We start from the raw sequence: 25,791 nt of genomic DNA on the forward strand, positions 1-25,791 counted from the left end.
ACTGCTAGCCTGCGAACGTGGACATTCTCGACGCGACGCTGCGCATGCAGGAACTTGCTCTTCGGATCAACGACGACTTCGTGCCGTTTGCGACACAGGAGGGTCTGACGCTCATTACCGCGCATGCCCTGTGGAACGTGCTCCCTGATCGAATCGACCTGACGATGTCGGAGCTCGCAGCACGACTGAGATGCAACGCCTCGAATACCACCTTCATCGTCAAGCAGCTCGAAGCACGCGGTTTCGTCGAAAGAGCATCCGATCCTGTAGACGGGAGGCGCAAATTCGTCGGTTTGACCGATGAAGGAGCGCGGGCCCGAAAGCGCCTTGGCCAGGCCCTGACCTCCGTCAGTCCGCTGAAGAAGCTCACTCGGGAAGAGCGTGCGACGTTCGTGAGGATTTTGGACGAACTGGGCGAGTGAAGGTGCAGTTCATCGGCTGTGATTCATCGGATCGGTTGTCGTCGAGGGTTGCTGCACACAGTCGGCCGGGCCGAGGGGGATTCGGTCAGTTCGTGCCCAGCAGCTCAGCCATTCGAGCGTAGAAGGCCGAGGGATCGCCTGCGAGTGAGGATTTCACCATGGCGGTCCACTCGTCGACGATGATCTCGATGGATCCGTCGGCCAGACCGTCGAAGGCAGCGCGAGGCACTGTACGTGGATCGATTTTCGGTCCGTCGTAGCCGGCGGCGATGTCGGTGTCGGCAGCACCGAGAAGGACTCCCTGTACGAATGTCCCTTGCGGAGCGAGTTCGAGGCGTACGCCGTTCGTCATGTTCCATTCAGCGGCCTTGGCGGAGGAGTATCCACCGGAACTCGTTGTGGCGAACCAGGACAGAGCGGACAAGATGTTGACGATCGAACCACCACCGTGTGTCGCCAGTACTGGGGCGAAAGCGCGAATGACGTGCAGTGTGCCCCAGAAATGTGTGTCCATCTCTCGCCGGATTTCCGTGAGATCACCGGTGACGAGCGTGGCACCGGTGGAGATGCCTGCGTTGTTGACGAGCAGCGTGATGTCGGACGCGAAAGATGCTGCCGCGGACACTGATTCGGGGTCGAGCAGGTCGAGTGCGATCGGCACGACTCGGCTGTCGTCGAAGTCGAGGGTGTCGGGTCGGCGCGCGGTCGCGTACACCTTTTCGGCACCACGATCGAGTGACTCCAGGACGAACTGACGGCCGATGCCGCGGTTGGCTCCGGTGACGAGGACGGTCTGGTCGGAGAAGTCCATGGGGACCTTGCTTTCTTCGTGAGGCTGCGTTGTTCGGTCCTGATCGGCCCGATATCGACAAGGCTAGAACTTCACGTTAACGTCAAGGGCAAGTCTTACGGTCTGATCGTCGAGCGAGGGAGATGCGGAATGCGGATCGGCGAGGTCGCACACCGGGCAGGAGTGAGCACGCGAGCCCTCCGCTACTACGAAGAGCAGGGTTTGCTGGCATCCGAACGGACCTCCAGCGAACAGCGCATCTATCCAGAGTCTGCGGTCGAGCGAGTGAAGCTACTCCAGCAGCTCTTCTCGGCCGGTCTGTCGAGTCGAAAGATTCGACAACTGCTGCCGTGCATCGACAGCGGCCGAAGCACACCTGAGGCCTTCGAGATCATGAGAGTCGAACGTGACCGCATCACCGCGGCAATGACCGATCTGGCCGCAACACGTGACGTGCTCGACCGAATGATCGACATCGCACACAATCCGACGCCCGAACATTGCCCCGCCCTTCGAGATACGCCCTGGGGGCCTTTCGAGGTCGATGCGTCTGCGGTTGCTTCCCCGTCGTCGGCCGCCGTCTGAAGCTGCGATCGTCGACATTCTCGGTGACGTGAGGCGTTGACCCGGAGCGAACACCTCGAAGGGGTCGTTCACTCGCCGCGCAGTGCCTTGTCGATTGTTGCTCCCACCGCAGCGGCACCGACCGACGTCATGATCGTTCCGGCATGATCGAGGGCCGGCATCGGAGTGATGGATGTCAGGTCGAATGCTTCGATATCCTGCGGCGAGTACATCGGAGTGGAGTTCGCGCCAACGCTCCACTGCGCGTGCAGGAATCGAATCGGCATCGTCAGTTCCTCGAATCGCGAATCACCAAAGAACACGTCCGTGGCATCGGAGACGACCGCATCGGACGACAGCCGCACCGTGCCGTCGACCAGATCGTGTTCGGCATATTTTCGTAGCAGCGGGTCAGCGGGGTCGAGTAGCGGCAGCGACGTCGACACCAAGAATTCGATGTAGTCGTCGATCTTGTTCCAGTGCTGCTGAGTTCGAGCGATCCTGTCTGCGAACACAGCCCCCACGGTCTCTCGCGTGAGGCCGGTCGGCGGTGCTACCGGCACACCCCCGTCGACGAGAACCAGACTCTTCACTCTCGATGGATACTGGGCTGCGAACTCGACCGCCACGAAGCCGCCCATCGACATTCCACACACGTGCGCGGCGTCGAGTCCGAGGGCATCCATGACGGCATCGAGGTCGTCTGCGTGCCGAGCGAGTGACGACGGTCCTGTGACGTCGACGCTGTCACCTCTGCCGCGTAGGTCGGGTGCGACCAGTGACAGGTGCGGCGACTCCGAACGCAGCCAGCTCCACAGCATCCGTTGGCTGGACACGCCGTGGACCACGAGGATCGGCTCACTGGTTCCGGTGTGTGTTTCGACGACGAGGTCTCCACCGGACACCGGTATTCGATCGATGGTCATGACGCCGACAGTAGGGGAACGCGGCTCGGAAGAGGATGGAGTGGAACCCCATTGTTCACGTCGAAATGTGGACGGTTCATCTGTACCGCGTGGTTGATGCTGACCCGAAGGCCTTCCTCAGCTCGGTCCGAAACGCTCTGTTCGGATATTGGCTGCCGAGTGACCACGTCCCACCAACATGTCGGCCACCGTGTCGACGAAACTGGTGGGGCCGCAGATATAGCAACGCGGCTCGAACTCCGCCGGCCACCCGTGGGCGTCGAGATCGTCGAGTGTGATGCGGCCGAGCGGCCGTGCGGTGCCCGCAGGTGCCCGCCGCGTGTGGATCATGGTGACGTCCACGCCGGCCGGAGGGCGAGCCCACTCGTCGGCGAAGTAGACCTCGGCGGGTTCGCGCACGGAGTACAGCACCCGAAAGGGCACTCGTCCGCCCGTCGCGGACGCCTGCGCGCGCACCATCGCACGAAGCGGGACGATGCCGGAACCGCCACCCACCAACAGGATCGGGGGAGACGGAGTCTCGGAGGGCGTGGACGGCCGCCAGACGAACCACCGACCCACCGGTCCGCGAAGTTCGATGCGATCGCCCACCTCGACGGATTCGACCAAGTACGGCGACACCTCGCCGTCCGAGACGTTCTGCACCGCGATCTCGATGCGCGAGGTGCCGTCGGGTGCGGACGCAAGAGAGTAGCTCCGCTGCGCGCTGTAACCGTCCTCGGCGGTGAGCTTGACATCCACGTGCTGCCCGGCGAGATGGCCGGGCCACCCGTCTACGTCCAGAACAAGGGTCGACGCCGTCGGTGTCTCACGGCGCACGGCCGCAACCGTGGCAACGAGCCAGGGTTTCGCCCCAGCCGCCGATGTCACGTCAGTCGCCCTGGTACCGCTGCTCGCGCCACGGATCTCCGTAATCGTGGTACCCGCCGCGCTCCCAGAAACCTTGCTCGTTGTCCAGAGTGAGTTCGATTCGTGAGATCCACTTGGCCGATTTCCAGAAATACAGATGCGGAACGAGAAGCCTTGCAGGACCGCCGTGTTCGCGAGCCAGGGGAGCGCCGTCGAACTCGGTGACCAGCCAGGCCTTGCCATCCCTGAGGTCCTCGAGGGGGAGATTGGTGGTGTAGCCGTCGAAACCGTGCACCACGACGTACCGTGCATCGGTGTCGAGACCGTCCAGCAGAACGTCCAGGCTCACGCCCTTCCACGTGGTGTCGAGCTTCGACCACTTGGTGACGCAGTGGATGTCGACGGTCGGGGCCTCGTGTGGCAGTGCCGCGAATTCATCCCAGGTCCAGGTGCGAGTCTCGCCGCGTTCGGAGGCAATCGAGAACGTCCACGTGTCGGTCCCGACCACGGGCGCAGGCCCGATCGCGAGGACGGGAAAATCCTTGGTCAGATACTGACCGGGGGGAGTGCGCCCGTCGTCGCCGCGTCTGCGGCCGACGAAGCCCTTCGAGATCAGTGCCATAATGAAGAATTGTGCGCTCGTGGTCGGGAGTCTGACAAGTCGGAGACTCGGCGATGTCGAAACGATCGGCTGTCGATGATCGACCCGACATCTTTCGTATTCTCGAACGACAACCCATCGAGGAGGAACCGTGAGCATCGAACTGGTGAATGTCGGTATCGCCGTCCGCGATATCGAGGCCACGATCGAATTTTTCACCGACTTGGGCCTCACCGTGCTCGGCCGCGACACAGTTCGAGGGGAGTGGGCCGACACCGCCGTCGGGCTCGATGGAAACCACGCCAAGATTGCAGTACTTCAGACTCCGGACGGGTCGGGGCAGATCGAACTGTTCGAGTACATCCACCCCGACGCCATCGAAACCTCGCCGACGCTTCCCAACGAGATCGGAATGCATCGAATCGCCTTCTCCGTCGATAACATCGACGACTCGCTCGCGGTCGCAGCGCGGCACGGTTACCACCCGCTTCGTGGTGTGGCCAATTACGAAGGCGTGTACAAGCTCACCTACCTGCGCGGTCCGAGCGGCACCATCCTGATGCTCGCGCAATCGCTCACGGCCGAATGAGCAGCTGACGCCGAGGTGCTGGCCAATGTCAGACTTCGGCTGGATCGGTTTGTAAAGTCATTGTGAGAGAGGCGATCTCGGTAGAAGAGCTCAGACAATCCCGCCGTTCGAGTACACGACCTGACCATTGATCCATCGAGCGGGACCGGCCAGGTGGGCCACGGTTTCCGCGATGTCCTCCGGTCGACCCAGCCTTTCGAGAGGTGTCATCTTCTCCATCGCATCGATTGCTTCTCGGGGTTTGCCGTCGAGAAAGAGCGGAGTCGCGGTTGGCCCGGGTGCGACAGTGTTCACTGTGATGTCGCGTCCGCGCAGCTCTTTCGCGAGGATCGGGGTCAACGCGTCGACTGCACCCTTGGTTGCCGCGTACGCGCCGTAGCTCGGCAAGGCCAGCTTGACCACCGAGCTGGAAAAGTTCACGATGGCGCCGCCTGTGCGGATCCGTCGTGCAGCCGATTGGCTCACGATGAACGTGCCGCGCACGTTGGTGCGGAGCATGCGGTCGAAATCGTCGAACGACATGTCCACGAGCGGCGACAACAGCATGATCCCGGCGGTGTGGACGACGACGTCCACTCCACCGAAGGTGGCCTCGAGTTCGTCGAACATGGCCGCCGTCGAATTCTCGTCGGCGACATCGGCGGACAGTACGACCGCCTCGCCGCCCGCGGCGATGACTGCATCGGCGGTGGCCACCGCTCGCTCGCGGTTGCCCGAGTAGTGCACACCGACGGCCATGCCGTCGGCTCCGAGTCGGGTGGCGACGGCGCGTCCGATCCCGCCGGAAGCGCCCGTGACCAGTGCGATCCGGCGGTCGGCGTATCGAGTGTCATCCTCACGGGCCGGGTTTGTCGACGGTTGTGTCATCAGTGTTCTCCCCTGGTTGTGGCGGTGTTTGCGATGTGGCCGAAGGCGGCCAGTGCCGTGGGCTGCCACCGCCGCCACGTGTCGAGTCGGTCCTGATAGATGGGGACGATGTCGTCGTAGGTCTTGCCGAGAAACAGGCGATGCGGGGCACGGTCGGTATCGACGAGTTGCAGGATCGCGGCGGACGTCGCGGCAGGGTCTCCGACGTCGAAACCTCCTGCGGTCGAGGCCCGCACGTCGTCGTAGGCACTATCGACCGCGCTGGTTCGTGAGCCGGTGGCAAGCCAGTCGGTGTCGTACGGTCCTGGTTCGACGTTGGTCACCTGGATTCCGAACTGTTCCACTTCCTGCCAGAGGGATTCGGACAAACCTTCGAGCGCCCACTTGGACGCGTGGTAAGCGCCGATTCCCGGGAATGCACGGACTCCGCCTTCGCTCGTGATCTGCAGAATGCGTCCCGAACGTTGTGCTCGCATGATCGGAACGACAGCTTGTGTAACCCACAGTGCTCCGAAGAAATTGGTCTCCATCTGGGTACGGATTTCGGTTTCGGTGAGTTCTTCGACCATGCCGAAGTGTCCAAATCCCGCGTTGTTGACCAACACATCGATGGTTCCGAAGTGTTCCGCTGCCTGCCCCACCGCCGTGAACACTCCGTCGCGGTCGGTGACGTCGAGACGTAGCGGCAACACACGATTTCCGAATTCTTCGGCCAGAGGCTCGAGATCGGCTGTGTTACGAGCGGTCGCGACGACACGATCACCGCGTTCGAGCGCAGCCTGGGCCCACAAGCGACCGAACCCCTTGGACGAGCCGGTGATGAACCACGTTCTGTTGCTGACGGTCACTCTCGCACTTCCTTTCGTCGGTGTAGTCAGCCTGCGCCTCTGCCAGCCATTCCACCAGCGAAAGTTACGCATAGCCGGTATGCGAGACATGCATGACTGGATGTGGTCGAATGACAGGGTGACGGAATGGAGTCTGAGCGGACTGCGAGTGGTACGCGTGGTGTTCGAGACCGGATCGTTCACTGCTGCAGCTCAGATCCTGGGCTACACGCAGTCGGCGATCTCTCGGCAAGTCGCTTCGATGGAAGCGGCCGCGGGATCGACCTTGTTCGAGCGCGGTGCACGCGGAGTGCGGCCCACAGCGGCGGGGACACTCGTTGCGGCGCGCGCAGCGACCGTGCTGCACGAGATCGACGCGGCAACCCGCGAACTCACCGAAGCCGAGAATCTACTCACCGGAACAGTGTCGATAGGAGTATTTCCCACCGCAGCAATGGTTCTCGTGCCGCGCGCGATAGCCAGACTTCGACACTCGCACTCGGAACTGGCCGTCGAGATCGTCGAAAGTTCGACCCCAGCACAGCTGCGACAATTACGTGCCGGACGCATCGACGTCGCAGTGATCGCTGTCGGCGACGGGCTTGCCGAATACGACCTCAGCGGATTGCGCGTCGACACAGTGATCGACGGAAAGCTCCTGCTAGCTGTCGGAATCGAGCACAGGCTCGCGCACCAAGGTCGCGTACACGTCGACGAACTCGCGCGTGAATCGTGGATCGTCGGCAAGGGTGTCCGCAACGACCCGCAATTCGGGGCGTGGCCCACCTTGCCGAATCCGCAAGTCGGTGCTCGCATACGGGAGTGGACTGCCCGTCTCGGCTGTGTCGCAGCAGGATTGGGTATCACGGTCATACCCGAGCTAGCAGCAGCCGCAGTGCCGGACGGTGTAACCACGGTCCAGGTCGATGATCCAGGGTGGAGTGGGCGGACTACCTGCGCTGTAACGCTGCCACATCGCACGAACTCGACGAGCGCCGTTGTCGACTCGCTTCTCGGCGAAGCCCGCAGAATACGAACCGAGAACCGCAGCCTCTGACGACCCAGCCCTTCAGGCGAATTCAGTCGTGGCCACGCTGCCGGCGACCGTGGCCAAGCGCAACTTGGTCTCGTCCTCGGAGCCGGGGGCGGCAGTCATGATGACGATCTTCAGCTCTGCGTCGCCGTCGGTGAGGACATCGCAGTCGACCGTGATCGGTCCGACCGTCGGATGGTGGACTACCTTGTGATCCTCGCGATGTGAACCGACGGCACCCTTCGACCACAGCGCCTCGAATTCCTCACTGCCGGCGCGCAATTCCACGATCAGCGCCCGCAGTCTCGAGTCGTGGGGAAACCGCCCGGTGGCCCGCCGAAGGTCGGACACGACTGCCGCGCACACTGCGTCTTCGCCTCCTGACGGCGTCACCGGCCAGGCCGACATTCCTGGTGTGTCTGCGGCGAGGGGGAAACAATCGCGAGCAAAGTTCCTCCTGGCCGAAGCCACGGATGACGGATCGCCTACCAACGCAGCCCACGTTCGGTTCCACCACAACAGTTGCCAATCGGCCGCGAACACGGCAACTGCACCCTCATGGAGCCGGCCGACGACCCGCCTCACGCCGGGCGGGATGTGGTCGGAGATCGTGCCGTCGGCCGGCGGAATGTGACCGGCCAAGCGGTAGAGATGGTCCCGTTCGGGCAGGGTCAGCTGGAGAGCACGCGCCAAGGACGACACCACCTGAACCGACGGTGTCTTCGCTCGTCCCTGTTCGAGTCGTACGACGTAGTCCACGGACATGCCTGCCAGATCGGCGAGGTCCTCGCGCCGGAGTCCTGCGGCCCGTCGAGAGCGTCCGGTCGGCAGGCCGACAGCGTCGGGTGAGAGTCGATCGCGCCAGGATCTGATCGTCGAGCCGAGTCCGTCCGTTGTCGAGGTCACGATCCCATTGTCGCTCTTCGACCCGCTATCAGGGTGGTACCGGTTTTCCTACCGTCGTGGCGTGCCTGGAACAAGCACCGATCGACGTAGACACTGGGGGCATGACCATCACATTCATCACCGGAGCGAACAAGGGCCTCGGATACGAAACTGCACGACGACTGATCGATCAGGGCCACACCGTGATCCTCGGAGCGCGTGATGCCGAGCGGGGTAGGATCGCTGCCGAAGCAGTGGGTGCTCGGTTCGTGCAGATCGACGTCACCGATGCCGAATCCGTGGCAGCTGCAGTTTCGGACGTACAACAGCACGAGGGTGTTGTCGACGTACTTATCAACAACGCCGGTATCGCCGGCCCGCACAGCGCCGTCGACGAGTTGACCGCCGAGGATGTGCAGTCTGTGCTCGATGTCAACGTTCTCGGAATCGTCCGCACCACAGCTGCATTCCTTCCTCTGCTACGCCGCTCGACCGATCCCGTCATCGTCAACGTCAGCAGTGGAATGGGTTCTTTTGCAGCAACGCACGACTCGTCTCGAGTCGAATCCGGGGTGGTTGCTCCGGCATACACAGCATCGAAGTCGGCTGTCACGATGCTGACGACGCAATATGCCAAGGGCCTGAGCGACATTCGCATCAATGCCGCTGACCCGGGATATACCGCAACCGAATTCAACGGTAACAGCGGCCCACAGACCGTGACCGAGGGTACCGACGCCATCGTGCAGCTCGCGACCGAGGGTCCGGGTCATGGATCCGGGCGGTTCATCGATCGGCACGGAACCGTCGGCTGGTGACCGCTTACCCGATAGTCGCCAGATCCGAGGTCGTTGTCAGCGCAGACCGACGTTGCCGCTCGACGGTCGAGTGGCGGCGTCGATGGTGTCGGAATCACGGGTCGCCAGCCAGTCCTCGAATCGAAGCAAGAACGGGAATCGCACACGTAGCGACGGTATTTCAGCCCGTCCTGCCAATCGTCCGTCGTCGACTGCGGCCGCCAGTCGACCCAGCAGGTCGTTCTGCTCCAGGACGGTCGGATTCATTCGTCGATAGTCGATCGGTCGGCCCAATGCAACGCTGAAGTGCTGTGCCAGTTGATGTCCGGTGAGCGCGTCCCCGGCAATGTCGAGAGTTCGATGCCCGAATTCGTTCGGTGTGGAGAAGACCTGCCCAACTATCGAGCCTATGTCGCGTACAGCGATGAATTGCATCGGTTGCTCATCGTCCATCAGGAACGAGAACCGACCGTCGGCGAGACCCATGCCGGGGAGCAGAAGAATCTCCATGAAGCTCGCCGGGCGGACAATCGTGCTGCAGATATCGAGCCCTCTGATGTGCTCTTCGATGCGACTCTTTGTGTCGAAATGCGCGATGCCGGTCGATGTCGTGCCCGCGGCGATCGCCGAGCTGTACACGAGGTGTTCGACCCCCGCGGCCGTTGCGGTGTCGGCGACCGAGATTCCGTACGCCACCTCGTCGTCATCGGTGACCTCGGACCCGGCCTGGCCTGAACTGGGTTGCACGCTGAACACCCCATGGGCACCGGTGAAGGCCGACCGCAGCGATGTCGGGTCGGCAAGGTCGCCCCCGACCGTCTCTATCCCGACGGCCTCGAGTCGCCGGGCACGCGCGCTCGACGGATCACGCACCACGGCACGAACCCCCCACCCGCCTTCGAGCAGGGCCGCGGCCACTGACCCACCCTGCTGCCCGGTTGCACCCAATACGGTGATCACTCTGTCGGAGGCTGTTGCCCGATGGATGAGTTGCTGCTCGTTCACGGTTTCTCCTACCGCGGCATGCGTCCGAGACTCGGTCTGTTCTCGGTACTCGCTGCCGCCCGCAACGAACGCTAGCGTCATGACGCCTACCATTCGGTAGGCGTTCGTTCACCATAGGGAGGATCCGATGCGCGATGTGTTGCCCGCCGCGGCCGACTGCTTCGTCAGGCTAGGCGTCGAGTTGATCGCGCATCAGTGGGACGCGGTAGTCCTGACTGCATTGAGGTCCGGACCGACTCGACGCGTCGACCTGGTGTCGATGATCGGAGGCATCAGCGACAAGTCTCTGCACGAATCGATCAAACGCCTGCGAACTTTCCGTTTGGTCGAGAAGGACGACGTCGGTGAGATGTACCGGCTGACCGACACCGGGGAGTCGTTTGCGAACGGGCCGTTGCTGGCGCTGGCGCAATGGGCCGAGTGCCATCACCGTTCGCTGAACTCGTAGTTTTCAGCTCAGGTCATCCGGTCGGATTCGTAACTTTGCTGCGATTCGAGCCAATGCTCGGTGGTCGGTCTCGGTGAGCGGGTCGAGTACGAAGTTGCGCACTGCGCGTACATGAACCGGTGCTGCTGCCACGACGACGTCGTAGCCGGCGTCGGTGAGTTCGGCGGTGGTGACGCGACCATCCTCGGGATCCGTTGATCGAACAACCCAGCCGCGCTGCTCGAAACGCTTGACCACATTCGACAGGCGGGACAGCGATCCATTTGTCAGGTATGCCAATTCGCTCATTCGCAGCCGATGTCCGGGCGTCTCGGAGATGTGGCTCAGCGTCAGGTATTCGAAGAGGGTGAGTCCTGACTCCTGCTGCAGCGGAGACTCCAATCGGCCTGGCAGCAGCAGGATCAGCGAGACCAATCCGGTCCAGGCGGCCTTCTCGTCTGCGGTCAGCCAGGTGAGTTCTTCGGATGAGTCCGGATCTGCGTCCGCCGAGTCTGTCGTCGCCATATCGGCATCCTAGTCGAGCACAGTTACTTCATGAGTGAAGTAACTGTGGTAACTTTACTTCACGCATGAAGTTCCATGTGAGCGGTACGCCAGCGGGCCCGCCATCTACTCGAGGAGATCACCATGATTGCTGCAGAATTCTTCGTCACTCCTGGTTATGGCGATACGCAACTCGCGAACATGCGATACAGCCAAGCCGTCCGCATCGGAGATCGTGTCGATACGTCCGGACAGGGCGGCTGGGACGACGAGTTCAACTTTCCGGAAACGCTCGAGGACGAGATCGTGCGCGCGTTCGACAACGTCGAGAGGACGCTTGTTTCGGCGGGGACCACGTGGCATGACGTCGTATCTGTTATTTCGTACCATATTCCGGAGTCCGAGGTCTCGATCGGCGACGCGCACAACAGGGTCATGGTGGAACAATTCGAAAGGCGGATGGGCAACCGCGCCCCGATCTGGACTCAGATCGGGGTGAGCGCGCTGGGTGCCCCGATGATGCGGGTGGAAATAGCGGTGACGGCTGTGGTGGGTTCGCATCCTGGTGTTCACGATCGCGGCTGAAACAATCCTGGTCTTGCCCTCGCGGCGGTGAGTTTTCGTACCGATGGCAGTCGATACCGGCGACACCTCACTCAGCAAGCATCGGAGACCACCATGACCATGACGACAAAACCTGCGACCAACTCGCGCAACGCAGGACGCGTGGGTTGGGTCCTGACGGGCCTGCTCGCGCTGTTTCTGATTTTCGATATCGCCGGCAAATTGCTGAATGTGCAACAGGTGAAAGATGCGACAGTGGACTTGGGGCTGCGCGACGAGATGACGCCTGTCATCGGCGTCGTATTACTGGTGTGCCTGGTTCTGTACCTGGTACCGCGCACCGCATTTCTCGGTGCGGTGCTCCTGACCGGATATCTCGGTGGTGCCGTCCTTACGAATTGGCGAGTGGACAAGCCGTTGTTCAGTACGGTCCTGTTCGCGGTGTACGTCGGTGTTCTTGCCTGGGGCGCGCTGTATCTGCGTGATCCGAAGGTGCGTCAGGTGATGCCGATCGTGCGGTAGTCGGTGCCGCGCATCCGTCGGGTCAGGTGGGGTTGCCGGACTCGTCGCACGGGGCCGGGTGACCGTCATCGATGAAGTGCAGCGTCACGTTCATCTCGGTGGGTTGGATGCTGCCCGACCAGTCGGAGTACGGGTGGTCGAGAAACGCGACGACGACTAGCGCGGAGGCCACGAGCGCCGACACGAACGCGATCGGAACGGCCTGTACCACAGCGGATTCGCGGCGATCCGCCTGTACGCACATGTACGAGAGAATTGCCGATGCTCCGATTCCCAGCACGATCCAGAGTGGGAAGGGGACCGACGGTGTTGCCTCGGCCAGGCGATCGCGGCGACCGTCGCGGCGTTCGGCTTGCTGATCGAACCACTGTCCGTACGCCGCCTCTTGCGAGGCACCTTCCGGTGTGGTGGCCGCAAAGTCCTCGACCATGGTGTCCACCCAGTGATCGACCGCCGGGGAGGTTTCGCTGTGCGCCATCGCGGACCATTCGTCCGAGACGACAGCACGGCTGTAGCAGATGAGGCCGCCGTGCAGCCTTTCACCGTCGTGTCCTTCGAGGACATCGGCCACGTTGTGCAGCTCGGTCACGGCGACGGCTTCGACGCTGGCTCCATTGCTCGCGCGCTGATAACTCTGCAGCGCAAAGAAAATGGTGAACGCCAACAGGACAGAGAACATGGTGCCGATCACGGTCAACGCGCCGGCGGCCCGAGTGCTGTCGATGAACCAACCCGGATCGGGCGCTCGGGTGCGGGCAGCGAGTTTGGCCGTTACGGCCAGCACTACGACGAGCACGACGATCAGACCCAGTATCCAGCTCGACACTGCGCAACTGTAAGTGAGTGCGGGCCAGTACGTCGCTGGAATCGCCTACTCCTCGGCGCATGTCGACGCGGTTCTCCGGACGTTGTTTTGCTCCGCCCCTCGACGCTGCGTCCTAGAGTTGGCTGGAAGCAGCGACCGCTGTGCCGGACCGAGGGGCGATGCTGTGATCGCGAAGAAGTCGATATTCAGTGTCATGATCGCCGCCACCCTCGTGTCGACCGGATGTACGGATTCCGGGATCGACACCGATTCTGCAGCCCCGTCCGATTCGGTGCCCTATCCCAACGGCCCCGTCACCATGACGGCGGGAGCCGATCCCGGCAGTGGCTTCGACCTCACCATCCGTTCGGTCGTGGATGCCCTGCAGAAGGAGAAGATCGTCGAAACAGCTCTGCCGGTGCAGAATCGACCCGGTGGGAGTGGTGCCGACTACCTCGCCACGATGGTCGAGGACCATCGTGGCACCGACGATCAGCTTGCAGTGACGTCGTTGTCGATGATGGTGAATCAGGTGAGCGGAGTCTCGAAATACGGGTACGACGACGTCACGATGATTGCCCGACTGATGACCGAGTACTACGTCGTTGTCACGCGTCCCGGCAGTCCACTGACCGACCTACGCGGAGTCATGACTGCGGTCGCGTCCAACCCATCGGGCGTGGGGATCGGTGCAGCCCACGATGACGAGCTGCCTTTCTCCCTCCTGGTCTCGGCGGCCGGCGGTGACCCCTCCGTCGTCCGCTACGTCACCCAGGAGGGTGGCCGCGAACAGACCGCCGCACTTGCCGCGGGTGAGATCGACGTGGCCATCGGTGGCGTCAGTGAATTCGTCGAGCAACTGGCATCCGGGGACCTCGCCGGCATCGGCGTTCTGGCCGAGAATCGGATCCCCGGTCTCGACGTCCCCACGGCCCGAGAGCTGGGTTTCGATGTCACGCTGGCTAATTGGCGTGGACTGTACGGACCACCGGACATGCCCGTCGACGCAGTCGACTACTGGCGTACGGCGCTGGGGAAGATGGTGGAGACACCCACCTGGAAACAGATCGCGGAGAGCGGCAAATTCACCACAACCTTCATGATCGGCGACGAGCTCGACACCTTCCTTGCCGAGACTCAGAAGGATGTGGAGACCGGAATGCACGCGGTGCCGCGGTGAGCCCCGCATCCTAGCGGCGCAGGTCTTTTCGCATGATCACTCGAGGGAAGCCACCCGACACCGACGTTGTTTCCACAGCGAACTCGAAGCCCGCCGACTCGAACAACCCGCGGGTGCCCACGTAGGCCATCGTCAGGTCGACCTTCGCACCCCTGTTGTCCACCGGATACCCCTCGACCGCCGGGGCGTCATGGTCGGCCGCGAACCGAACGGCACCGTCCAACAACGCATGTGCGATTCCGCGCTTTCGGTGGCCGGCCTTCACGCGGAAGCACCAGACCGTCCAGACCGGTAGATCGTCGATATGCGGAATCTTGTTCGACCGCGCAAACGGTAACTCCGAGCGTGGTGCAACTGCCGCCCAGCCGACTGCCTCGTCGCCGTCGTAGGCCAGTACCCCCGGCGCGATACTGCGACGGGTCAGCTTCTCCACGTACTCACCGCGTTCGGGGCCGACGAGTGCCCTGTTGGTCGCGGAATCGATACGGTGGCTCAGGCACCAGCAGACCGAGGACGTCGGGTTCTTGGGACCGAGAATCGAACTCAGATCCGCGAACGACGTGGCAGGTCGTACCGAGAAGTTCACCTGATGATCGTACCGAGGATCGGTCGTCGACCTGCAGAACGCACGCGGTGTTGGAACTGCCGGGTCGGCAAGCGGCGAAAGCCCAGGCGGTACGGTCGAGGCGTGAACATTTCGATCGTCGACGCACCCGGTGGTGCAATATGAGTATTTCTTCGAGCGACCGCGCATTCCTGGCCCGTGCTGTGGACTTGGCGGCGGACGCAGTGCAGACGGGCAACGATCCGTTCGGATCGATACTCGTCTCGGAGGGCGGGGAAGTGTTGGCCGAGGACAGAAATCGGGTCGGCGACCGGAACGATCCCACCCAGCACCCCGAGATCGCTCTGTCTCGTTGGGCTGCCACCAATCTGAGCCCAGTGCAGCGTCGGGCATCGACGGTCTACACCTCCGGTGAGCACTGCGTGATGTGCGCTGCGAGCCACGGAATAGTCGGGCTCGGCCGCATCGTGTACGCCACGTCTACCGCTCAATTGCTCACGTGGCTCGAAGAATTGGGTGCTGCACCACTCGCCATCACACCGTTGCCCATCGAACAGATCGTGCCGGGGATCGTGGTCGACGGGCCGGTCGCCGAGTTCGGCGATGCCGTCCGTGAACTACACCGGCGACGTCACGCTGCTGCGCAGTAGCGCACTCGAACGACACAGAGGGGAAGCGCGTGCCGAACGGCATCGAGACCGACAGCGGACGGCGTACGAGTGCGATGACTACTGTGCTCGCGGTGACCGGGGGCGTCATTGTTGTACTCGCATGGCTCGAGTTCGTCCTCATCCGTCAGCAGCTCGCGGTCGGATTGTGGGTCATCGCCGTGGCAGCGGTGTCGATGCGGCTCGGCTCGTTCGATGCCGGGAAGCGTGCAGCCGTGGGCATCTCGCTCGGCGCTGTCGCCGTCGTCGCTCAGGTGGCATGGTTGGTGACCGGTGTTCACGCACTGTGGGTCCTGTGTTTGACCATGGCCATTGCACTGGGATTCTTTCTGCTCGCGTCGGCTTGGGCGGGCCGTACAGTGGGCCCGTCGAGTCGGGCCGGTACCCGTAGGGCGGCTGCCGTCGTATCGGCCGGTGTCGCTGCGGCGAGCGCGGTGGTGGTCTCCGCCCTGGTGATCACCACGGCGGCCAGTCCGGTGCCGCTGATCCGATCCCTGCATGCCTTGGGGCAGAGCAACTCGTTCGAGCCCGACGCGCAGACGGCGACGAAGGTAGTAAACGGTGCAGGACGCACCAGCGACGTCGAATATGGCTCGGCGCTACCCAATTCGTTTCTCGACATCTACATCGCGGACAACGATGCATCGATCAGTCGGCCCACGTACATCACGGTGCACGGTGGCGGCTGGATCGTCGGCGACAAAGCAGACGGTGCTCCCAGTGCAGATTCGGGTGGCGCGTCCTGGGCGGGCCCCATGCTCGACGCCGGCTACAACGTGGTGTCGCTGAACTACGCATTCGCTCCGCAGTACCGCTTTCCCACGCAGACAATCCAACTGGGCCAGGCCATTCAGTTCCTCGCCACGAACGCCGACCGGTACGGACTCGACATGAGTCGCGTCGTGCTCGCCGGAACCAGCGCGGGCGGCCATATCGTGGGCAATTACGCCATTGTGCAGACCGACCCCGATTACGCACGCGCACTAGGCGTCGAGCCGACCATGGACCGAAATGCCTTGAAGGCGGTGGTGTTCGAGAGCGCCGCCCTCGATGTCGGCAGAGCGGGCGAACCGCAATCACCGAGCCCGTCGAACGGATTCTTCTTCGACATCGCGGCCCGGAGCTACCTGGACACCACCGACACGGCTCTGCTGGCGCAGGCGAACGTCGTGGACAACGCCACAGCCGCCTTCCCGCCCAGTTTCATCTCCGACGGCAACACCGGTACTTTCCCCGACCAGGCAGCCGAATTGAGCGCCAAGCTGGACAGGGTAGGCGTCGCCAATCGCCTGAACTTGTACAGCACGAACGAGGCGAAGCTCGACCACGGTTTCATGGCAGTCAGCTCGAAGTGGACCGAGGACTACACCCGTCTGAAGATCGAGTTCCTTCGCACCTTCGTCTGATGCCCTCGGGCCGCACGTAAACTGCACGTGAGGGTGTACGGGTGGCACCAAATCCTATCGATAGCTCCGCACGAACATGCTGTCGTCCATCTTGTCGTCCACGGACAGGATCGTCACGTCGATATCGAAGCCCCCGGTGGGCTGGTCGGTGGTGGCACCGACGTAGACGCAGATCCCGGTCTGGACGTCGAGGCGCACGGTGGCCGGTGGCCCCGGAACCCAATGGTCTGCATCGAAGTCGTAGTGCCCACTCAACAACGGGCAGCATTCGCATCGGGCGTCGTACTGCTCGGTGGTGCGAACGACCGACTCCCACGCCGGCCGGCCGTGATGCTCGACGACCGTCACCTCGGACATCTCCGTGCATATCGTGGTGGACGAACGATCGTGGGCCGAGCGGGTCAGTTCGAGAGGGTTGAGCATCGCGATCCACTGATAGTTCTCGTAGAACGGGTCGTCCCAGTCCACGAGCCACGAATCGGTCTCCGACGGTAGCTCCGACACCAGCCCGTCGGCGTCGAATACCGGAGTTGTATCCGTTGCCCAACGGCCAGGTGGTCGATGGCCGGAAGGGTTCGAGTAAACCACCATCGTTCCTGCGAACGGGCCTGCTGCGGAAACCAATTCGGTGACCTGGCCGTCGGCAGTCTCCACTCGTAGGGAGTCCGGGCGGCGAATCCATGCGTGCACCGGGGAACTGTGACGAGCGGGCACGAACTCGAACTCGACAGTTCTCCAGCGCCAGGGCGACGACTGTGCCAGTCGACGAAACTGCTCGATGGACGGGGAGGCGATCATGCCCCGACTATGTCAGTCGGCAGCGACCGGGCGAAAGCTCATTTCTGTGGATCCGTGTCCTTCGGAGGGTGAGGCACATTCTCTTCGTCCACGTGCGCGCCTTCGACTGCATCGGTCTCGGGCGTATGTTCGCGCGGGCCGTCATTGCTTCCCTGGGACGGGACTGCTTCGCTTGCATCGCTCGGCATCGTCATGGAGTCTCCTATGGGTCGAGGCGACTGGTCGCCATTTTCAGGACCGTACGGGAGTGCCCCGCCGGACACAGACCTACACCTGTCAGTCGCTCCGACGTTGCATCAATCGACGGGCCCGCGGAATGCACCGATGAAGCTCGCTGGGTGCGTCGCACCGTCCTGACGCTGCACGCCGACCGTTGCGGGGAAGGGAAGCGTCATCACCGTCGTGTCTCCCGGGGCGGTGGTCAGGAATGCAGTCGGGATCCATGCCCGCTCGTCGTTCTTGTTCACCGCGCCGAGAGTCAGATCGGCAACTGCGGTCGCCCCGGGTTCGAGGGTTATCGTGGTCGACGGTGTGATGTCGCTGCGTGCAAGGTTGTACTCCGGTCCGAGACCATCGACGTCGGGCCCTTGCAGCGTTGCGCCGGGAAAGCCTGTGACGTTGCACGGCACGGATCCGGAGTTGGTGTAGCGCAACGAAACCGTGATTTGAACATCGCTCGGTGTGATGTCTCCCAGGGTGGGAGTGATGTTCGCGGCGGTGCACGCCGCAACGGCGGCTCCTCCAGAACCGACCTCGTTGTCGGCACCGCCGGCCGCGGTCCCGCCCGATGACGACGTGCCGGTGGGTTCAGCCTGAACAGGCTGTTGCGCAGCCGATGTCGACGGAGTGGGCGCGGTGTCCGACGGTGCCGTCTCCACGGTGGTGCATCCGGCCAAGGCGATCAGGCCGACTATCCCGAATACCGACACCACTCCAGTTCGGTTCATCGCTGCCTCCTGCTCGTGAAGCGTTGCTCAGGGAATCTGGACCGTGCCTGTCGCTCTGTCGGTGGTGTGCGGACCGTTGGTGGTAAGCGTGTATTGGACGAGGCCGTGCCCCGAGAAGGTTTTCAGTCCGTAGTTCACCAGACCGCTGGTGACCGGGATGTCGTCCGAACCTGTTCTGCCGGTGGCCAGTTCCTTCCAGCTGAGTGTGGCGGTGAGGTCGCATGGGCCGATGCCGAGGTACTGAATGTCCGGTCCGACGATCACGTAGGAGTTGGATTCCGCGCCGGGGCGAATCGAGACGTCGATCTTGGCGGCACAGAACCCCGACTGGGGCAGGCTGTAGGTCTCGAGATTCAGCGGTGAGGGAAGTGGATCGGCCGATGCGGTACCGACCGCGACCGAGGTTGCCGCTGCTGCTGTCAGTGCGAGCAGGGTCGAGACTCGCCGAATGTATCTGTGCACCTTGCATACTCCTTGCTGAGTTGTACCCCGGTAACCGAAGGCGTGATGGGTGTGCCGAATGCGCAAGCCCTTACTTCGTCTAACGATAACATCAAAACTGAATCGCGCAAGGTTTAACGATATGCCGGGCATCGCGCTTCAACACGACAGGGGAGGTGTTATCGATCCAGTTCGAGCAAGATGGCGGTGAACCTTCGCATGCGTCCGGCGACGTCGACGCTGGGATCGGACAGCCACTGCAGTTGTAACCCCTCGGCGAGTGCGGCGACGGCTTCGACGGCGTCGATGTCGGCATCAGGAGCGAGTCGGGTGATCACACTCACAACAGCGGCGCGGTGCTCGGCCATGAAGGTATGTGCTGGATGAGTGGGATCGGCTGCTGCAGCCGACATGTCGACGAAGAGCTTCGTGAGTCCTGGAGTGGTGGTCGTCTCCGCCAAATAGGCGTTCTGCCCCTCGGCTGTACTGAGATCGTGCATCACCGCTGCGTTTTCGTCGCGACGGCGGAGGATCGCGACGAACAATTCGTCCTTCGAGCCGAAGTGGTGGAGCACGCCCGCTTCGGTTACTCCGGCCGCCTCGGCGATGTCGCGTAGCCGTGGACCGAGTCGGTCGCTGGTCGCATAGACGTTCAACGCGGCTTCGAGGATCGCCGATCGGCGCGCGGCTCCCTTGGGTGATCGTCGGCGAGAAGTGACTCGGTCGGAGTCCTCGGTCACCGGTCGGGTTTCAACGCGTCGGCGAGCATGTGCATCGCTGCTGTGGTGGACAGGGCGCGCACGCTTGCCCGGTCGCCCGGGAGTAGGAGTGTGCGGGTGACGGTCGGTCGGTCGGCGGCGGCGATCGCAAAGCAGACGGTGCCGACCGGCTTGAGTTCCGTCCCGCCGCCCGGTCCTGCGACTCCGCTGGTGGATATTGCGATGTCGACGCCCAGTCGGTTCCGTGCGCCCTCGGCCATCGATGCCGCCACCGGTTCGCTGACGGCTCCGTGTTGTTCGATGGTCTCGGCCGGGACGTCGAGTAGGCCCGTTTTCGCCTCGTTCGCGTAGGACACCACTGCGCCGATGACGTAGGCCGACGAGCCTGCGCGGTCGGTGAGCCGGGCCGCGATCATGCCTCCGGTGCAGGACTCCGCGGTGGCGATTCTATGGCCGGTGAGTCTGTCGGCGACGATGTCGTCGATGGTGGATCCGTCGGTCGAAAAGACCTGTTCGCCATAATCTTTGACGATCAGCGCGACGAGTTCGGAGTATGCGGTTGCTGCCGACTCCCCGTAGCGGGTCACCATTTCGAGTTCTCCGAGGCTCAAGCATGTGGTGATCTCGAGTGCGTCGAACCCTTCGATGTCACGTTCTGCCGTCCGTAATGTCGCGGCGAGATCGGCTTCGGACAGTCTGTAGGCGCGAATGGTGTCCTGACGGATCTGTGCTCGTCGCGTCAAGAGCTGGGCGACGGGCGCGGACGCGAGGGCCTCTTCCCACATCGCCTGTAGTTCGCGAGGAGGGCCGGGCAGGATCAGCACCGTAGGCAGCGTCCCGGAGTCGTTCGCTGCGATCGCCACGCCAGGCGCAGTTCCGGTCGGCGAGATGGAGTGCGCGCCTTCGGGAACCATCGCTTGCTTGCGAATTCCTGCCTTCAGCGGCTCGGAGTCGACGGCAGAGCTGAGCCGGCTGCGCCAACGCTCGACGATCTCGGAGATTCGCTTCTCGAGTTGGACATCGAGGTGCATCTGTCGGCCGTACAGCGCCGCGACGGTCGCCACCGTGAGGTCGTCGGCGGTCGGGCCGAGGCCGCCGGTGGTGACGATCAAATCGACGCGCTGATCCGCGAGAAATCGCAACTGTGCCGTCAGGTCATCGGGCCGGTCGCCACAGATCGTGATGTGTGCGACGTCGACACCCAGCTCGAGTAGCTGCTGGGCGACCCACGGGCCGTTTCGGTCGGCGACCCGACCGGCCAGCACTTCGGTTCCCGTGACCACTACACCCGCTCGCACAGTCATTCCCCGACCCTACTGTCCCGGCGTTGGAGCAGAGCTGCGGTGGCCACTTGTTCGTCGCCCGTTCGTCAGTGGGTGCGTGAGGTGGTGGACACCAGCAGTGCACGTGCGGGTTCGTCACCGAGTGCTCGCACGGAGTGAGTGTTCAGTGACGGGAAGTGCAGCGCATCGCCGGTGTGGAGTCCTACGGTGTCGTTTCCGATGGTGACTTCCACCGAACCGCCGAGGATGTAGAGCCATTCCTCGCCGGCGTGTTGGGCAACCGGGGCATCCGAGGTCGGAAGGATGGTCAGCAGAACCGCATCGATGCCGGGGTAGTTGCCGGACAGGGGCGTCATCGATCCGTTGGCAGATTCATGTGGACGCTGCTCTCCGGCTTTCACCAGATGAAACGCGAGCGTCGGCTCCTCGGCGACGAGTTCACTCAATGTCACCTCGAAGGCTCGCGCAAGTTCGATCAACGTGCCCACCGACGACTGCCGGCTCCCTGACTCGATGCGTGAAAGCTGAGTTGTCGAGAGGCCGACTCGATTCCCGAGGGCGGCAAGTGTCCAACCCCGTTCGCGCCGGTGGCTCGCGATCCTGCGTCCGATCCAGTTGTCGTCACTCGGATGGTCTGGCATGGGAGAAATGGTACGCATCGATATTGCCCACGGGGTCACTTCATTTGCCTGCGTGGTTGATTTGCCGGCGTCCGCCTGCGATGGTCGACAACGGGCAATGGCAATTCGAGGATGGGAGCACCGGTGGCCGATACCGGCTCGAAACACCCGTCGGGCAGCGCGGAGGGTTCTGGTCGAACTGCTCTTTCCGTGGTGGGGACGACGGCGGCTGTGGCGGCAATCGTTCTGCTGGGCCTGGATCTGCGGTTGGTGTTCGGGAGTGCGTCGGCAGTGCTTGCCGAAATTCGGCAGTCCTACGCTCTCGGGTCCGGTTCGGCCGCATTACTGACCACCGGACCGGTCCTGTGCTTGGGCGTATTTGCTGTCGTTGCGACGAGGGCAGTTCGGCGATGGACCGTACCCGTCGTGTTGACCGGATGCCTGATGCTGATACTCGTCGGGACGGGGCTACGGGGCGCGCCCTCGTGGCCGGCGCTACTGATCGGAACCCTGCTCGCCGGGATGGGCATCGCAGTGGCGAACGTACTCGGTCCGGTGTTGATCCGACTGCTCTTTCCACACCGAATCGGATTGATGACGGGCTTGTTCACCGCACTGGTCAGTGCCAGCGCAGGAATCGCCTCGGGGGCCACGGTCCCGCTGGACTCGTCGGTATTCCACAACTGGCGAACGACCCTCATGGCCTGGGCGATACCGTCCGCACTCGCCTTGGTGGCCATGGCATTTCTCGCACTGCGGTTTCGGCACGTCGAGTGCAGGCCGACTTCCGCGACCCGGTCTTCGGTACCGAGGGGGCAGACCGCTGTTCTACGATCATCTGTCTCCTGGGCTGTGACCGGATTCATGGGACTTCAATCACTGCTTGCGTATTCGATGATTGCGTGGCTCCCCACGATCTACCGAGATCGCGGGCTCAGTGCCGAAAACGCGGGACTGCTGCTGACAGCACTGTCGGTGTCGAGCGTCGCCACGGCGCTGACCGTCCCCGTACTCGCCGCCCGCATCCGTCGGCAGAGTGTGCTCGCAACAGCGGTCGTGGCGTTGTCTGTCGCCGGTTTGATCGGCGTCCTGACAGGCAGCGTGGAGCTTGCTCCAGTATGGGCCATTCTGCTCGGACTCGGTCAGGGAGGCCAACTTTCGCTCGCTCTGACGCTGATCAACCTGAGAGCTCCGAACACTGCGACGGCAACAAGCCTGTCGTCCATGGCGCAGTCGATCGGCTACCTGGTTGCCGCCGCGGGACCCGTCGCGACGGGTGCGATCCACAGCTCGACCGGCTCGTGGACCGCGCCCCTTCTCGCACTGTTGGCGGTCATGATTCCGCTGACGGTGTGCGGATGGATTGCCGGGCGAGATTCGCCGGTGAGGTCGATGGATCGGGTGATCAAGTCGAAGAGCGGTGTGGGTGGGACATGAGCGCGGTATGCGCCATGGTCGTCCGGTCCGAGAACTGTGGGCGTACCGATCGCGCGGTCAGGCGGAGGGCGCAGCGCGGAGGTGCAGGGGCACGTTCTCGGCGAGAAATGCCAGTTGATCTCGGATCACCGAGGAGAACAGCGGCTCGGTGTAAGGATCGAAGTGACCCCCCACGTACGTACGGACGGTGGCTCTGCGAACTTTCGCCGCAGCGCGCTGCGCGACCGCCGCCGGAGTGACCGAATCGTTCGACGCGATCTGCACGAGCGTGGGGCACTCGATCTCGGACATCGTCCGGCCGGGGGAGTACCGCCAGATCTTCAGAAGAATGCGTGCTGCAACGGTTTCCGGGTAATCGCCGTCGGTCAGACCGGACTCGCCGACCAATCGGTCACGCCCTGAAATTGCGTCGGGTGAGACCATCACCGCGCGTGTGCCGGGTAGTCCGACGCTGTCCACGTAGTAAGGCGATCGCCCCAGGACTGCACGAACGCTGTCCGTGATGGCGGCCGGTGCCAGTCGCAATGCCTGTCCGAACCCGGTGGCGCGAACGGCGGCGATGCCGTCGATGTGTGGTACCTGGGCGATGACCGCTGCGAACCGAACGCCGTTGCCCGCCAACGTGAGTACGTGGCCGCCTGCGAACGATGTACCCCAGCCGACGATCCTGTTCTCGTCGACACCGTCGAGAGAGCGGGCGAACTCGACTGCGTTCCGCCAATCGGAGAGCTGTTCTTGCACATCCAACAGCTGGCGAGGTTCGCCCTCGCTGTCCCCGAAGAAGCGGTAGTCGAAGACGCACACCACATAACCGGCCGCGACGAAGCGCTCCGCATAGGCGTACAGGCGCATGGCTCGGGGGCTGCCGAATCCGTGTGCCATCACGATTGCCGGCAGAGTCGTGACAACGGGAGTCCGGGGACGAAAAACCGTGACCGCGCAACGAATTCCGTGCGAAGCGAACGATGTCTCGGTCCGGGTGAAGTCGGTGTGGTCGTCAGTGATCATGCGCTTGTTCCTCTGGTCAGCAGCAAGACGTGCAGGTTCGACATCAGTGTTTGAACGGATTGAAAGTCCTGCCGAGGTAGTACCCGATGCGCTTCGGGATCGGTTTGGACGCAGCAGCGGTAATTTTGTTCACCATGCCTGGAACGCACACCGGGGTGCCATTTTCGACTGCTCGCCATCCCTCCCTGACGACATCCTCCGGGTTCTGCCACAGCAGTGAGGGGAGCTTGGAGGTCGCGGCATCCCTGGTTCCCATGACGTCGTGGAACTCGCTATGGGTGAATCCCGGGCACAACGCAGTGACGTGCACACCGTGCGGACGCAATTCCATGTCGAGTGCTTGCGAGACGTTGAGTACATAAGACTTGATGCCGGTGTAGAGCAGGCTCGCCGCGGGTGGAAGCAGTGCCGCCAGCGACGACAGATTGATGATCCGTCCGTAGCCGCGTTGCTTCATACCGGGAACGGTGAGGTGGGCTAGTTCAGTCACTGCCGTCACCATTACCTGTATCTCCGCGGCGAGTGTCTCGAACGGTACGTCTGCAAACGCCGAATTTCCGGACATCCCGGCGTTGTTGACCAGGATATCGATGTCGACTCCCAGTGCCTGGGTGCGTTCGATGATGGAACGTGGGGCGCGCGGATCGGCCAGGTCTGCGGCTACCACGTCGCAGCGCACGCCGTGGCGAGTGGTGAGTTCGGCGGCCAGCGCGGTCAGTCGATCCTCGCGGCGCGCCACCAGGACGAGGTTGTGCCCCTCGGCGGCGAGATGACGGGCGAATGCGGCACCGATGCCTGCCGACGCGCCGGTGATCAGTGCTGTACGTCCGGTACTCGACATCTGCCAGGCTCCTTCTCTTGAACGGTCGTCAAGAACGGTAGCAGTGTCTTGATGGTCGTTCAAGATAAACTCTCGAGCATGCCCAGAAATCGTGGACTACATGACCGGGAGAGCAAGCGAGACGACATCGTCGCTGCCGCCCGCGCCATGTTCGTGTCCGACGGCTTCGATCGCGCATCGATCAGTCGACTGGCGAAGGCTGCCGGCATCACCCCGAACACGGTGTACTGGTATTTCGACGACAAAGACGACATTCTGGTCGCCGTTCTCGAAGCCATCGCCGCCGACGACACGGCGGACTACCTGAACGTCGCGGATCGCCCACTCTCGGATCGTCTGGTCTGGCTGGTGGAGCGGCTGCAGAAAGCAGGACCGCTGGTCTCGACGGTGCACGACCGTGTCGCCAAATCAACAGCAATAAAGAACTGGCACAACGGTTTTCATCACTTTGCGGAGTCGTTGTTCGCCGCCGATATCGAGAAATCGGGCCTGTCCGGCTCCGAAGCCGATGCCATGCTGCGCATCGGAACGTTCGTCGTCGAGGGATTGTTGACGCACACTCCGTCGCCCGAGGTGGTGCGAGCAGTGATCGATCGACTGGTTGCGGCAATATCTCCGACGTCGTCGGTCGACACCGCCGGCTGATTCGGCTTCGTCACCGATGACAGCCCTGCAGCGCCATCGGTGACGAAGTTTCTACTCGATCAGGCAGTGAGCAAGGATTTGACCGCGAGCAAGTCGACCTGACGGATGACCGGCGGCTCCGCGAGAAGTTCCTGCTGGCGTTCGCGAAGCGATTTCACGATGGTGCCGTGGATGTGATCCTGGCGTCCGTCCTCGTCGGGGAAGGTGTCGTAGATCGCAAATCGATTGTCGCCCAGCTTGATCGCGTACCACGTTG

Annotated in this window: 32 protein-coding genes; 13 read left to right on the forward strand and 19 right to left on the reverse strand. The window is 62.9% G+C overall.

Annotated features, from left to right (window positions below; genetic code table 11):
• Positions 1-17: 17 nt before the first annotated feature.
• Positions 18-422 (forward strand): MarR family winged helix-turn-helix transcriptional regulator, encoded by a 405-nt coding sequence (locus AC5WEY_RS09625; protein ID WP_495645734.1) that lies wholly within the window; start codon positions 18-20, stop codon positions 420-422.
• Positions 423-507: 85 nt separating this feature from the next.
• On the opposite strand, the gene AC5WEY_RS09630 is transcribed toward AC5WEY_RS09625, so the two are convergent.
• On the reverse strand, positions 508-1,233 hold the full coding sequence (locus AC5WEY_RS09630) for an SDR family oxidoreductase (RefSeq protein WP_495645735.1): 726 nt from the start codon (positions 1,231-1,233) through the stop codon (positions 508-510).
• Between the two features lie 129 nt (positions 1,234-1,362).
• Between AC5WEY_RS09630 and AC5WEY_RS09635 the strand changes: the two genes are divergently transcribed.
• Positions 1,363-1,797 (forward strand): MerR family transcriptional regulator, encoded by a 435-nt coding sequence (locus AC5WEY_RS09635; RefSeq protein WP_495645736.1) that lies wholly within the window; start codon positions 1,363-1,365, stop codon positions 1,795-1,797.
• Positions 1,798-1,865: 68 nt separating this feature from the next.
• On the opposite strand, the gene AC5WEY_RS09640 is transcribed toward AC5WEY_RS09635, so the two are convergent.
• The 3 genes from AC5WEY_RS09640 to AC5WEY_RS09650 all read right to left on the reverse strand — a co-directional run bounded on the left by AC5WEY_RS09640 (position 1,866) and on the right by AC5WEY_RS09650 (position 4,173).
• Positions 1,866-2,702: an alpha/beta fold hydrolase gene (locus AC5WEY_RS09640; protein WP_495645737.1), complete on the reverse strand. Its 837-nt coding sequence runs from the start codon at positions 2,700-2,702 to the stop codon at positions 1,866-1,868.
• A gap of 117 nt (positions 2,703-2,819) precedes the next feature.
• Entirely contained in the window at positions 2,820-3,572 is a 753-nt protein-coding gene (locus AC5WEY_RS09645) for a ferredoxin reductase (protein ID WP_495645738.1), read from the reverse strand.
• 1 nt (position 3,573) lies between these two features.
• On the reverse strand, positions 3,574-4,173 hold the full coding sequence (locus tag AC5WEY_RS09650; protein WP_495645739.1) for a sulfite oxidase-like oxidoreductase: 600 nt from the start codon (positions 4,171-4,173) through the stop codon (positions 3,574-3,576).
• A gap of 130 nt (positions 4,174-4,303) precedes the next feature.
• Between AC5WEY_RS09650 and AC5WEY_RS09655 the strand changes: the two genes are divergently transcribed.
• A complete protein-coding gene (locus AC5WEY_RS09655; protein ID WP_495645740.1) occupies positions 4,304-4,741 on the forward strand; it encodes a VOC family protein in 438 nt (145 codons plus the stop codon).
• A 90-nt stretch (positions 4,742-4,831) separates the two neighbouring features.
• On the opposite strand, the gene AC5WEY_RS09660 is transcribed toward AC5WEY_RS09655, so the two are convergent.
• Both AC5WEY_RS09660 and AC5WEY_RS09665 read right to left on the reverse strand, forming a co-directional pair.
• Entirely contained in the window at positions 4,832-5,608 is a 777-nt protein-coding gene (locus tag AC5WEY_RS09660) for an SDR family oxidoreductase (RefSeq protein WP_495645741.1), read from the reverse strand.
• Positions 5,608-6,456: an SDR family NAD(P)-dependent oxidoreductase gene (locus tag AC5WEY_RS09665; protein WP_495645742.1), complete on the reverse strand. Its 849-nt coding sequence runs from the start codon at positions 6,454-6,456 to the stop codon at positions 5,608-5,610. Before AC5WEY_RS09665 ends, AC5WEY_RS09660 begins: the two co-directional genes overlap by 1 nt.
• A gap of 118 nt (positions 6,457-6,574) precedes the next feature.
• Here AC5WEY_RS09665 and AC5WEY_RS09670 point away from each other — a divergent pair, with 118 nt between their 5' ends.
• Entirely contained in the window at positions 6,575-7,492 is a 918-nt protein-coding gene (locus AC5WEY_RS09670; protein ID WP_495645743.1) for a LysR family transcriptional regulator, read from the forward strand.
• 12 nt (positions 7,493-7,504) lie between these two features.
• Here AC5WEY_RS09670 and AC5WEY_RS09675 read toward each other — a convergent pair whose 3' ends face one another.
• Positions 7,505-8,374 carry a helix-turn-helix transcriptional regulator gene (locus AC5WEY_RS09675; RefSeq protein WP_495645744.1) on the reverse strand — a complete coding sequence of 290 codons (870 nt, stop codon included), beginning with the start codon at positions 8,372-8,374 and terminating at the stop codon, positions 7,505-7,507.
• 101 nt (positions 8,375-8,475) lie between these two features.
• Here AC5WEY_RS09675 and AC5WEY_RS09680 point away from each other — a divergent pair, with 101 nt between their 5' ends.
• The gene (locus AC5WEY_RS09680; RefSeq protein ID WP_495645745.1) at positions 8,476-9,171 is read left to right on the forward strand and encodes an SDR family NAD(P)-dependent oxidoreductase; all 696 of its coding nucleotides are present in this window, start codon (positions 8,476-8,478) and stop codon (positions 9,169-9,171) included.
• Positions 9,172-9,207: 36 nt separating this feature from the next.
• On the opposite strand, the gene AC5WEY_RS09685 is transcribed toward AC5WEY_RS09680, so the two are convergent.
• Positions 9,208-10,236: an NmrA/HSCARG family protein gene (locus tag AC5WEY_RS09685; RefSeq protein ID WP_495645746.1), complete on the reverse strand. Its 1,029-nt coding sequence runs from the start codon at positions 10,234-10,236 to the stop codon at positions 9,208-9,210.
• A gap of 46 nt (positions 10,237-10,282) precedes the next feature.
• Here AC5WEY_RS09685 and AC5WEY_RS09690 point away from each other — a divergent pair, with 46 nt between their 5' ends.
• Positions 10,283-10,603: a winged helix-turn-helix transcriptional regulator gene (locus AC5WEY_RS09690; protein ID WP_495645747.1), complete on the forward strand. Its 321-nt coding sequence runs from the start codon at positions 10,283-10,285 to the stop codon at positions 10,601-10,603.
• Between the two features lie 3 nt (positions 10,604-10,606).
• Here the strand turns inward: AC5WEY_RS09690 and AC5WEY_RS09695 are convergent, their stop codons facing one another.
• Positions 10,607-11,107: a MarR family winged helix-turn-helix transcriptional regulator gene (locus AC5WEY_RS09695; protein WP_495645748.1), complete on the reverse strand. Its 501-nt coding sequence runs from the start codon at positions 11,105-11,107 to the stop codon at positions 10,607-10,609.
• 123 nt (positions 11,108-11,230) lie between these two features.
• On the opposite strand from AC5WEY_RS09695, the gene AC5WEY_RS09700 reads away from it, so the two are divergent.
• Together AC5WEY_RS09700 and AC5WEY_RS09705 are read left to right on the forward strand one after the other, a co-directional pair.
• Positions 11,231-11,671 carry a Rid family hydrolase gene (locus AC5WEY_RS09700; protein WP_495645749.1) on the forward strand — a complete coding sequence of 147 codons (441 nt, stop codon included), beginning with the start codon at positions 11,231-11,233 and terminating at the stop codon, positions 11,669-11,671.
• A gap of 93 nt (positions 11,672-11,764) precedes the next feature.
• Complete coding sequence (locus tag AC5WEY_RS09705; protein ID WP_495645750.1) at positions 11,765-12,172, forward strand: DoxX family protein; 408 nt, start codon at positions 11,765-11,767, stop codon at positions 12,170-12,172.
• Positions 12,173-12,194: 22 nt separating this feature from the next.
• Here the strand turns inward: AC5WEY_RS09705 and AC5WEY_RS09710 are convergent, their stop codons facing one another.
• Complete coding sequence (locus AC5WEY_RS09710; RefSeq protein WP_495645751.1) at positions 12,195-12,998, reverse strand: bestrophin-like domain; 804 nt, start codon at positions 12,996-12,998, stop codon at positions 12,195-12,197.
• Positions 12,999-13,161: 163 nt separating this feature from the next.
• Here AC5WEY_RS09710 and AC5WEY_RS09715 point away from each other — a divergent pair, with 163 nt between their 5' ends.
• Entirely contained in the window at positions 13,162-14,157 is a 996-nt protein-coding gene (locus tag AC5WEY_RS09715) for a Bug family tripartite tricarboxylate transporter substrate binding protein (protein ID WP_495645752.1), read from the forward strand.
• A gap of 10 nt (positions 14,158-14,167) precedes the next feature.
• Here AC5WEY_RS09715 and AC5WEY_RS09720 read toward each other — a convergent pair whose 3' ends face one another.
• Positions 14,168-14,743 (reverse strand): GNAT family N-acetyltransferase, encoded by a 576-nt coding sequence (locus AC5WEY_RS09720; protein WP_495645753.1) that lies wholly within the window; start codon positions 14,741-14,743, stop codon positions 14,168-14,170.
• 140 nt (positions 14,744-14,883) lie between these two features.
• Here AC5WEY_RS09720 and AC5WEY_RS09725 point away from each other — a divergent pair, with 140 nt between their 5' ends.
• Positions 14,884-15,372, forward strand: coding sequence for a nucleoside deaminase (locus tag AC5WEY_RS09725; protein ID WP_495645754.1), 489 nt, complete (start codon positions 14,884-14,886; stop codon positions 15,370-15,372).
• A gap of 74 nt (positions 15,373-15,446) precedes the next feature.
• A complete protein-coding gene (locus tag AC5WEY_RS09730) occupies positions 15,447-16,796 on the forward strand; it encodes an alpha/beta hydrolase (protein WP_495645755.1) in 1,350 nt (449 codons plus the stop codon).
• A 54-nt stretch (positions 16,797-16,850) separates the two neighbouring features.
• Here the strand turns inward: AC5WEY_RS09730 and AC5WEY_RS09735 are convergent, their stop codons facing one another.
• The 6 genes from AC5WEY_RS09735 to AC5WEY_RS09760 all read right to left on the reverse strand — a co-directional run bounded on the left by AC5WEY_RS09735 (position 16,851) and on the right by AC5WEY_RS09760 (position 21,625).
• Positions 16,851-17,594 (reverse strand): hypothetical protein, encoded by a 744-nt coding sequence (locus tag AC5WEY_RS09735; protein WP_495645756.1) that lies wholly within the window; start codon positions 17,592-17,594, stop codon positions 16,851-16,853.
• 296 nt (positions 17,595-17,890) lie between these two features.
• The gene (locus AC5WEY_RS09740) at positions 17,891-18,541 is read right to left on the reverse strand and encodes a DUF4232 domain-containing protein (protein ID WP_495645757.1); all 651 of its coding nucleotides are present in this window, start codon (positions 18,539-18,541) and stop codon (positions 17,891-17,893) included.
• Between the two features lie 27 nt (positions 18,542-18,568).
• Positions 18,569-19,003, reverse strand: coding sequence for a hypothetical protein (locus AC5WEY_RS09745; RefSeq protein WP_495645758.1), 435 nt, complete (start codon positions 19,001-19,003; stop codon positions 18,569-18,571).
• Positions 19,004-19,161: 158 nt separating this feature from the next.
• Complete coding sequence (locus AC5WEY_RS09750) at positions 19,162-19,722, reverse strand: TetR/AcrR family transcriptional regulator (protein ID WP_057476494.1); 561 nt, start codon at positions 19,720-19,722, stop codon at positions 19,162-19,164.
• Positions 19,719-21,005, reverse strand: coding sequence for a competence/damage-inducible protein A (locus tag AC5WEY_RS09755; RefSeq protein ID WP_495645759.1), 1,287 nt, complete (start codon positions 21,003-21,005; stop codon positions 19,719-19,721). Before AC5WEY_RS09755 ends, AC5WEY_RS09750 begins: the two co-directional genes overlap by 4 nt.
• A 65-nt stretch (positions 21,006-21,070) precedes the next feature.
• Positions 21,071-21,625, reverse strand: coding sequence for a helix-turn-helix domain-containing protein (locus tag AC5WEY_RS09760; protein WP_495645760.1), 555 nt, complete (start codon positions 21,623-21,625; stop codon positions 21,071-21,073).
• Between the two features lie 123 nt (positions 21,626-21,748).
• On the opposite strand from AC5WEY_RS09760, the gene AC5WEY_RS09765 reads away from it, so the two are divergent.
• Positions 21,749-23,041 (forward strand): CynX/NimT family MFS transporter, encoded by a 1,293-nt coding sequence (locus AC5WEY_RS09765; RefSeq protein ID WP_495645761.1) that lies wholly within the window; start codon positions 21,749-21,751, stop codon positions 23,039-23,041.
• A gap of 57 nt (positions 23,042-23,098) precedes the next feature.
• Here the strand turns inward: AC5WEY_RS09765 and AC5WEY_RS09770 are convergent, their stop codons facing one another.
• Positions 23,099-24,049 carry an alpha/beta hydrolase gene (locus AC5WEY_RS09770; RefSeq protein ID WP_495645762.1) on the reverse strand — a complete coding sequence of 317 codons (951 nt, stop codon included), beginning with the start codon at positions 24,047-24,049 and terminating at the stop codon, positions 23,099-23,101.
• A 43-nt stretch (positions 24,050-24,092) separates the two neighbouring features.
• Complete coding sequence (locus AC5WEY_RS09775; protein WP_495645763.1) at positions 24,093-24,890, reverse strand: SDR family NAD(P)-dependent oxidoreductase; 798 nt, start codon at positions 24,888-24,890, stop codon at positions 24,093-24,095.
• 78 nt (positions 24,891-24,968) lie between these two features.
• Between AC5WEY_RS09775 and AC5WEY_RS09780 the strand changes: the two genes are divergently transcribed.
• Entirely contained in the window at positions 24,969-25,535 is a 567-nt protein-coding gene (locus AC5WEY_RS09780; protein ID WP_495645764.1) for a TetR/AcrR family transcriptional regulator, read from the forward strand.
• The last annotated feature ends 256 nt before the right edge of the window (positions 25,536-25,791 follow it).

It is taken from the genome of Rhodococcoides sp. S146-33, assembly GCF_059489205.1.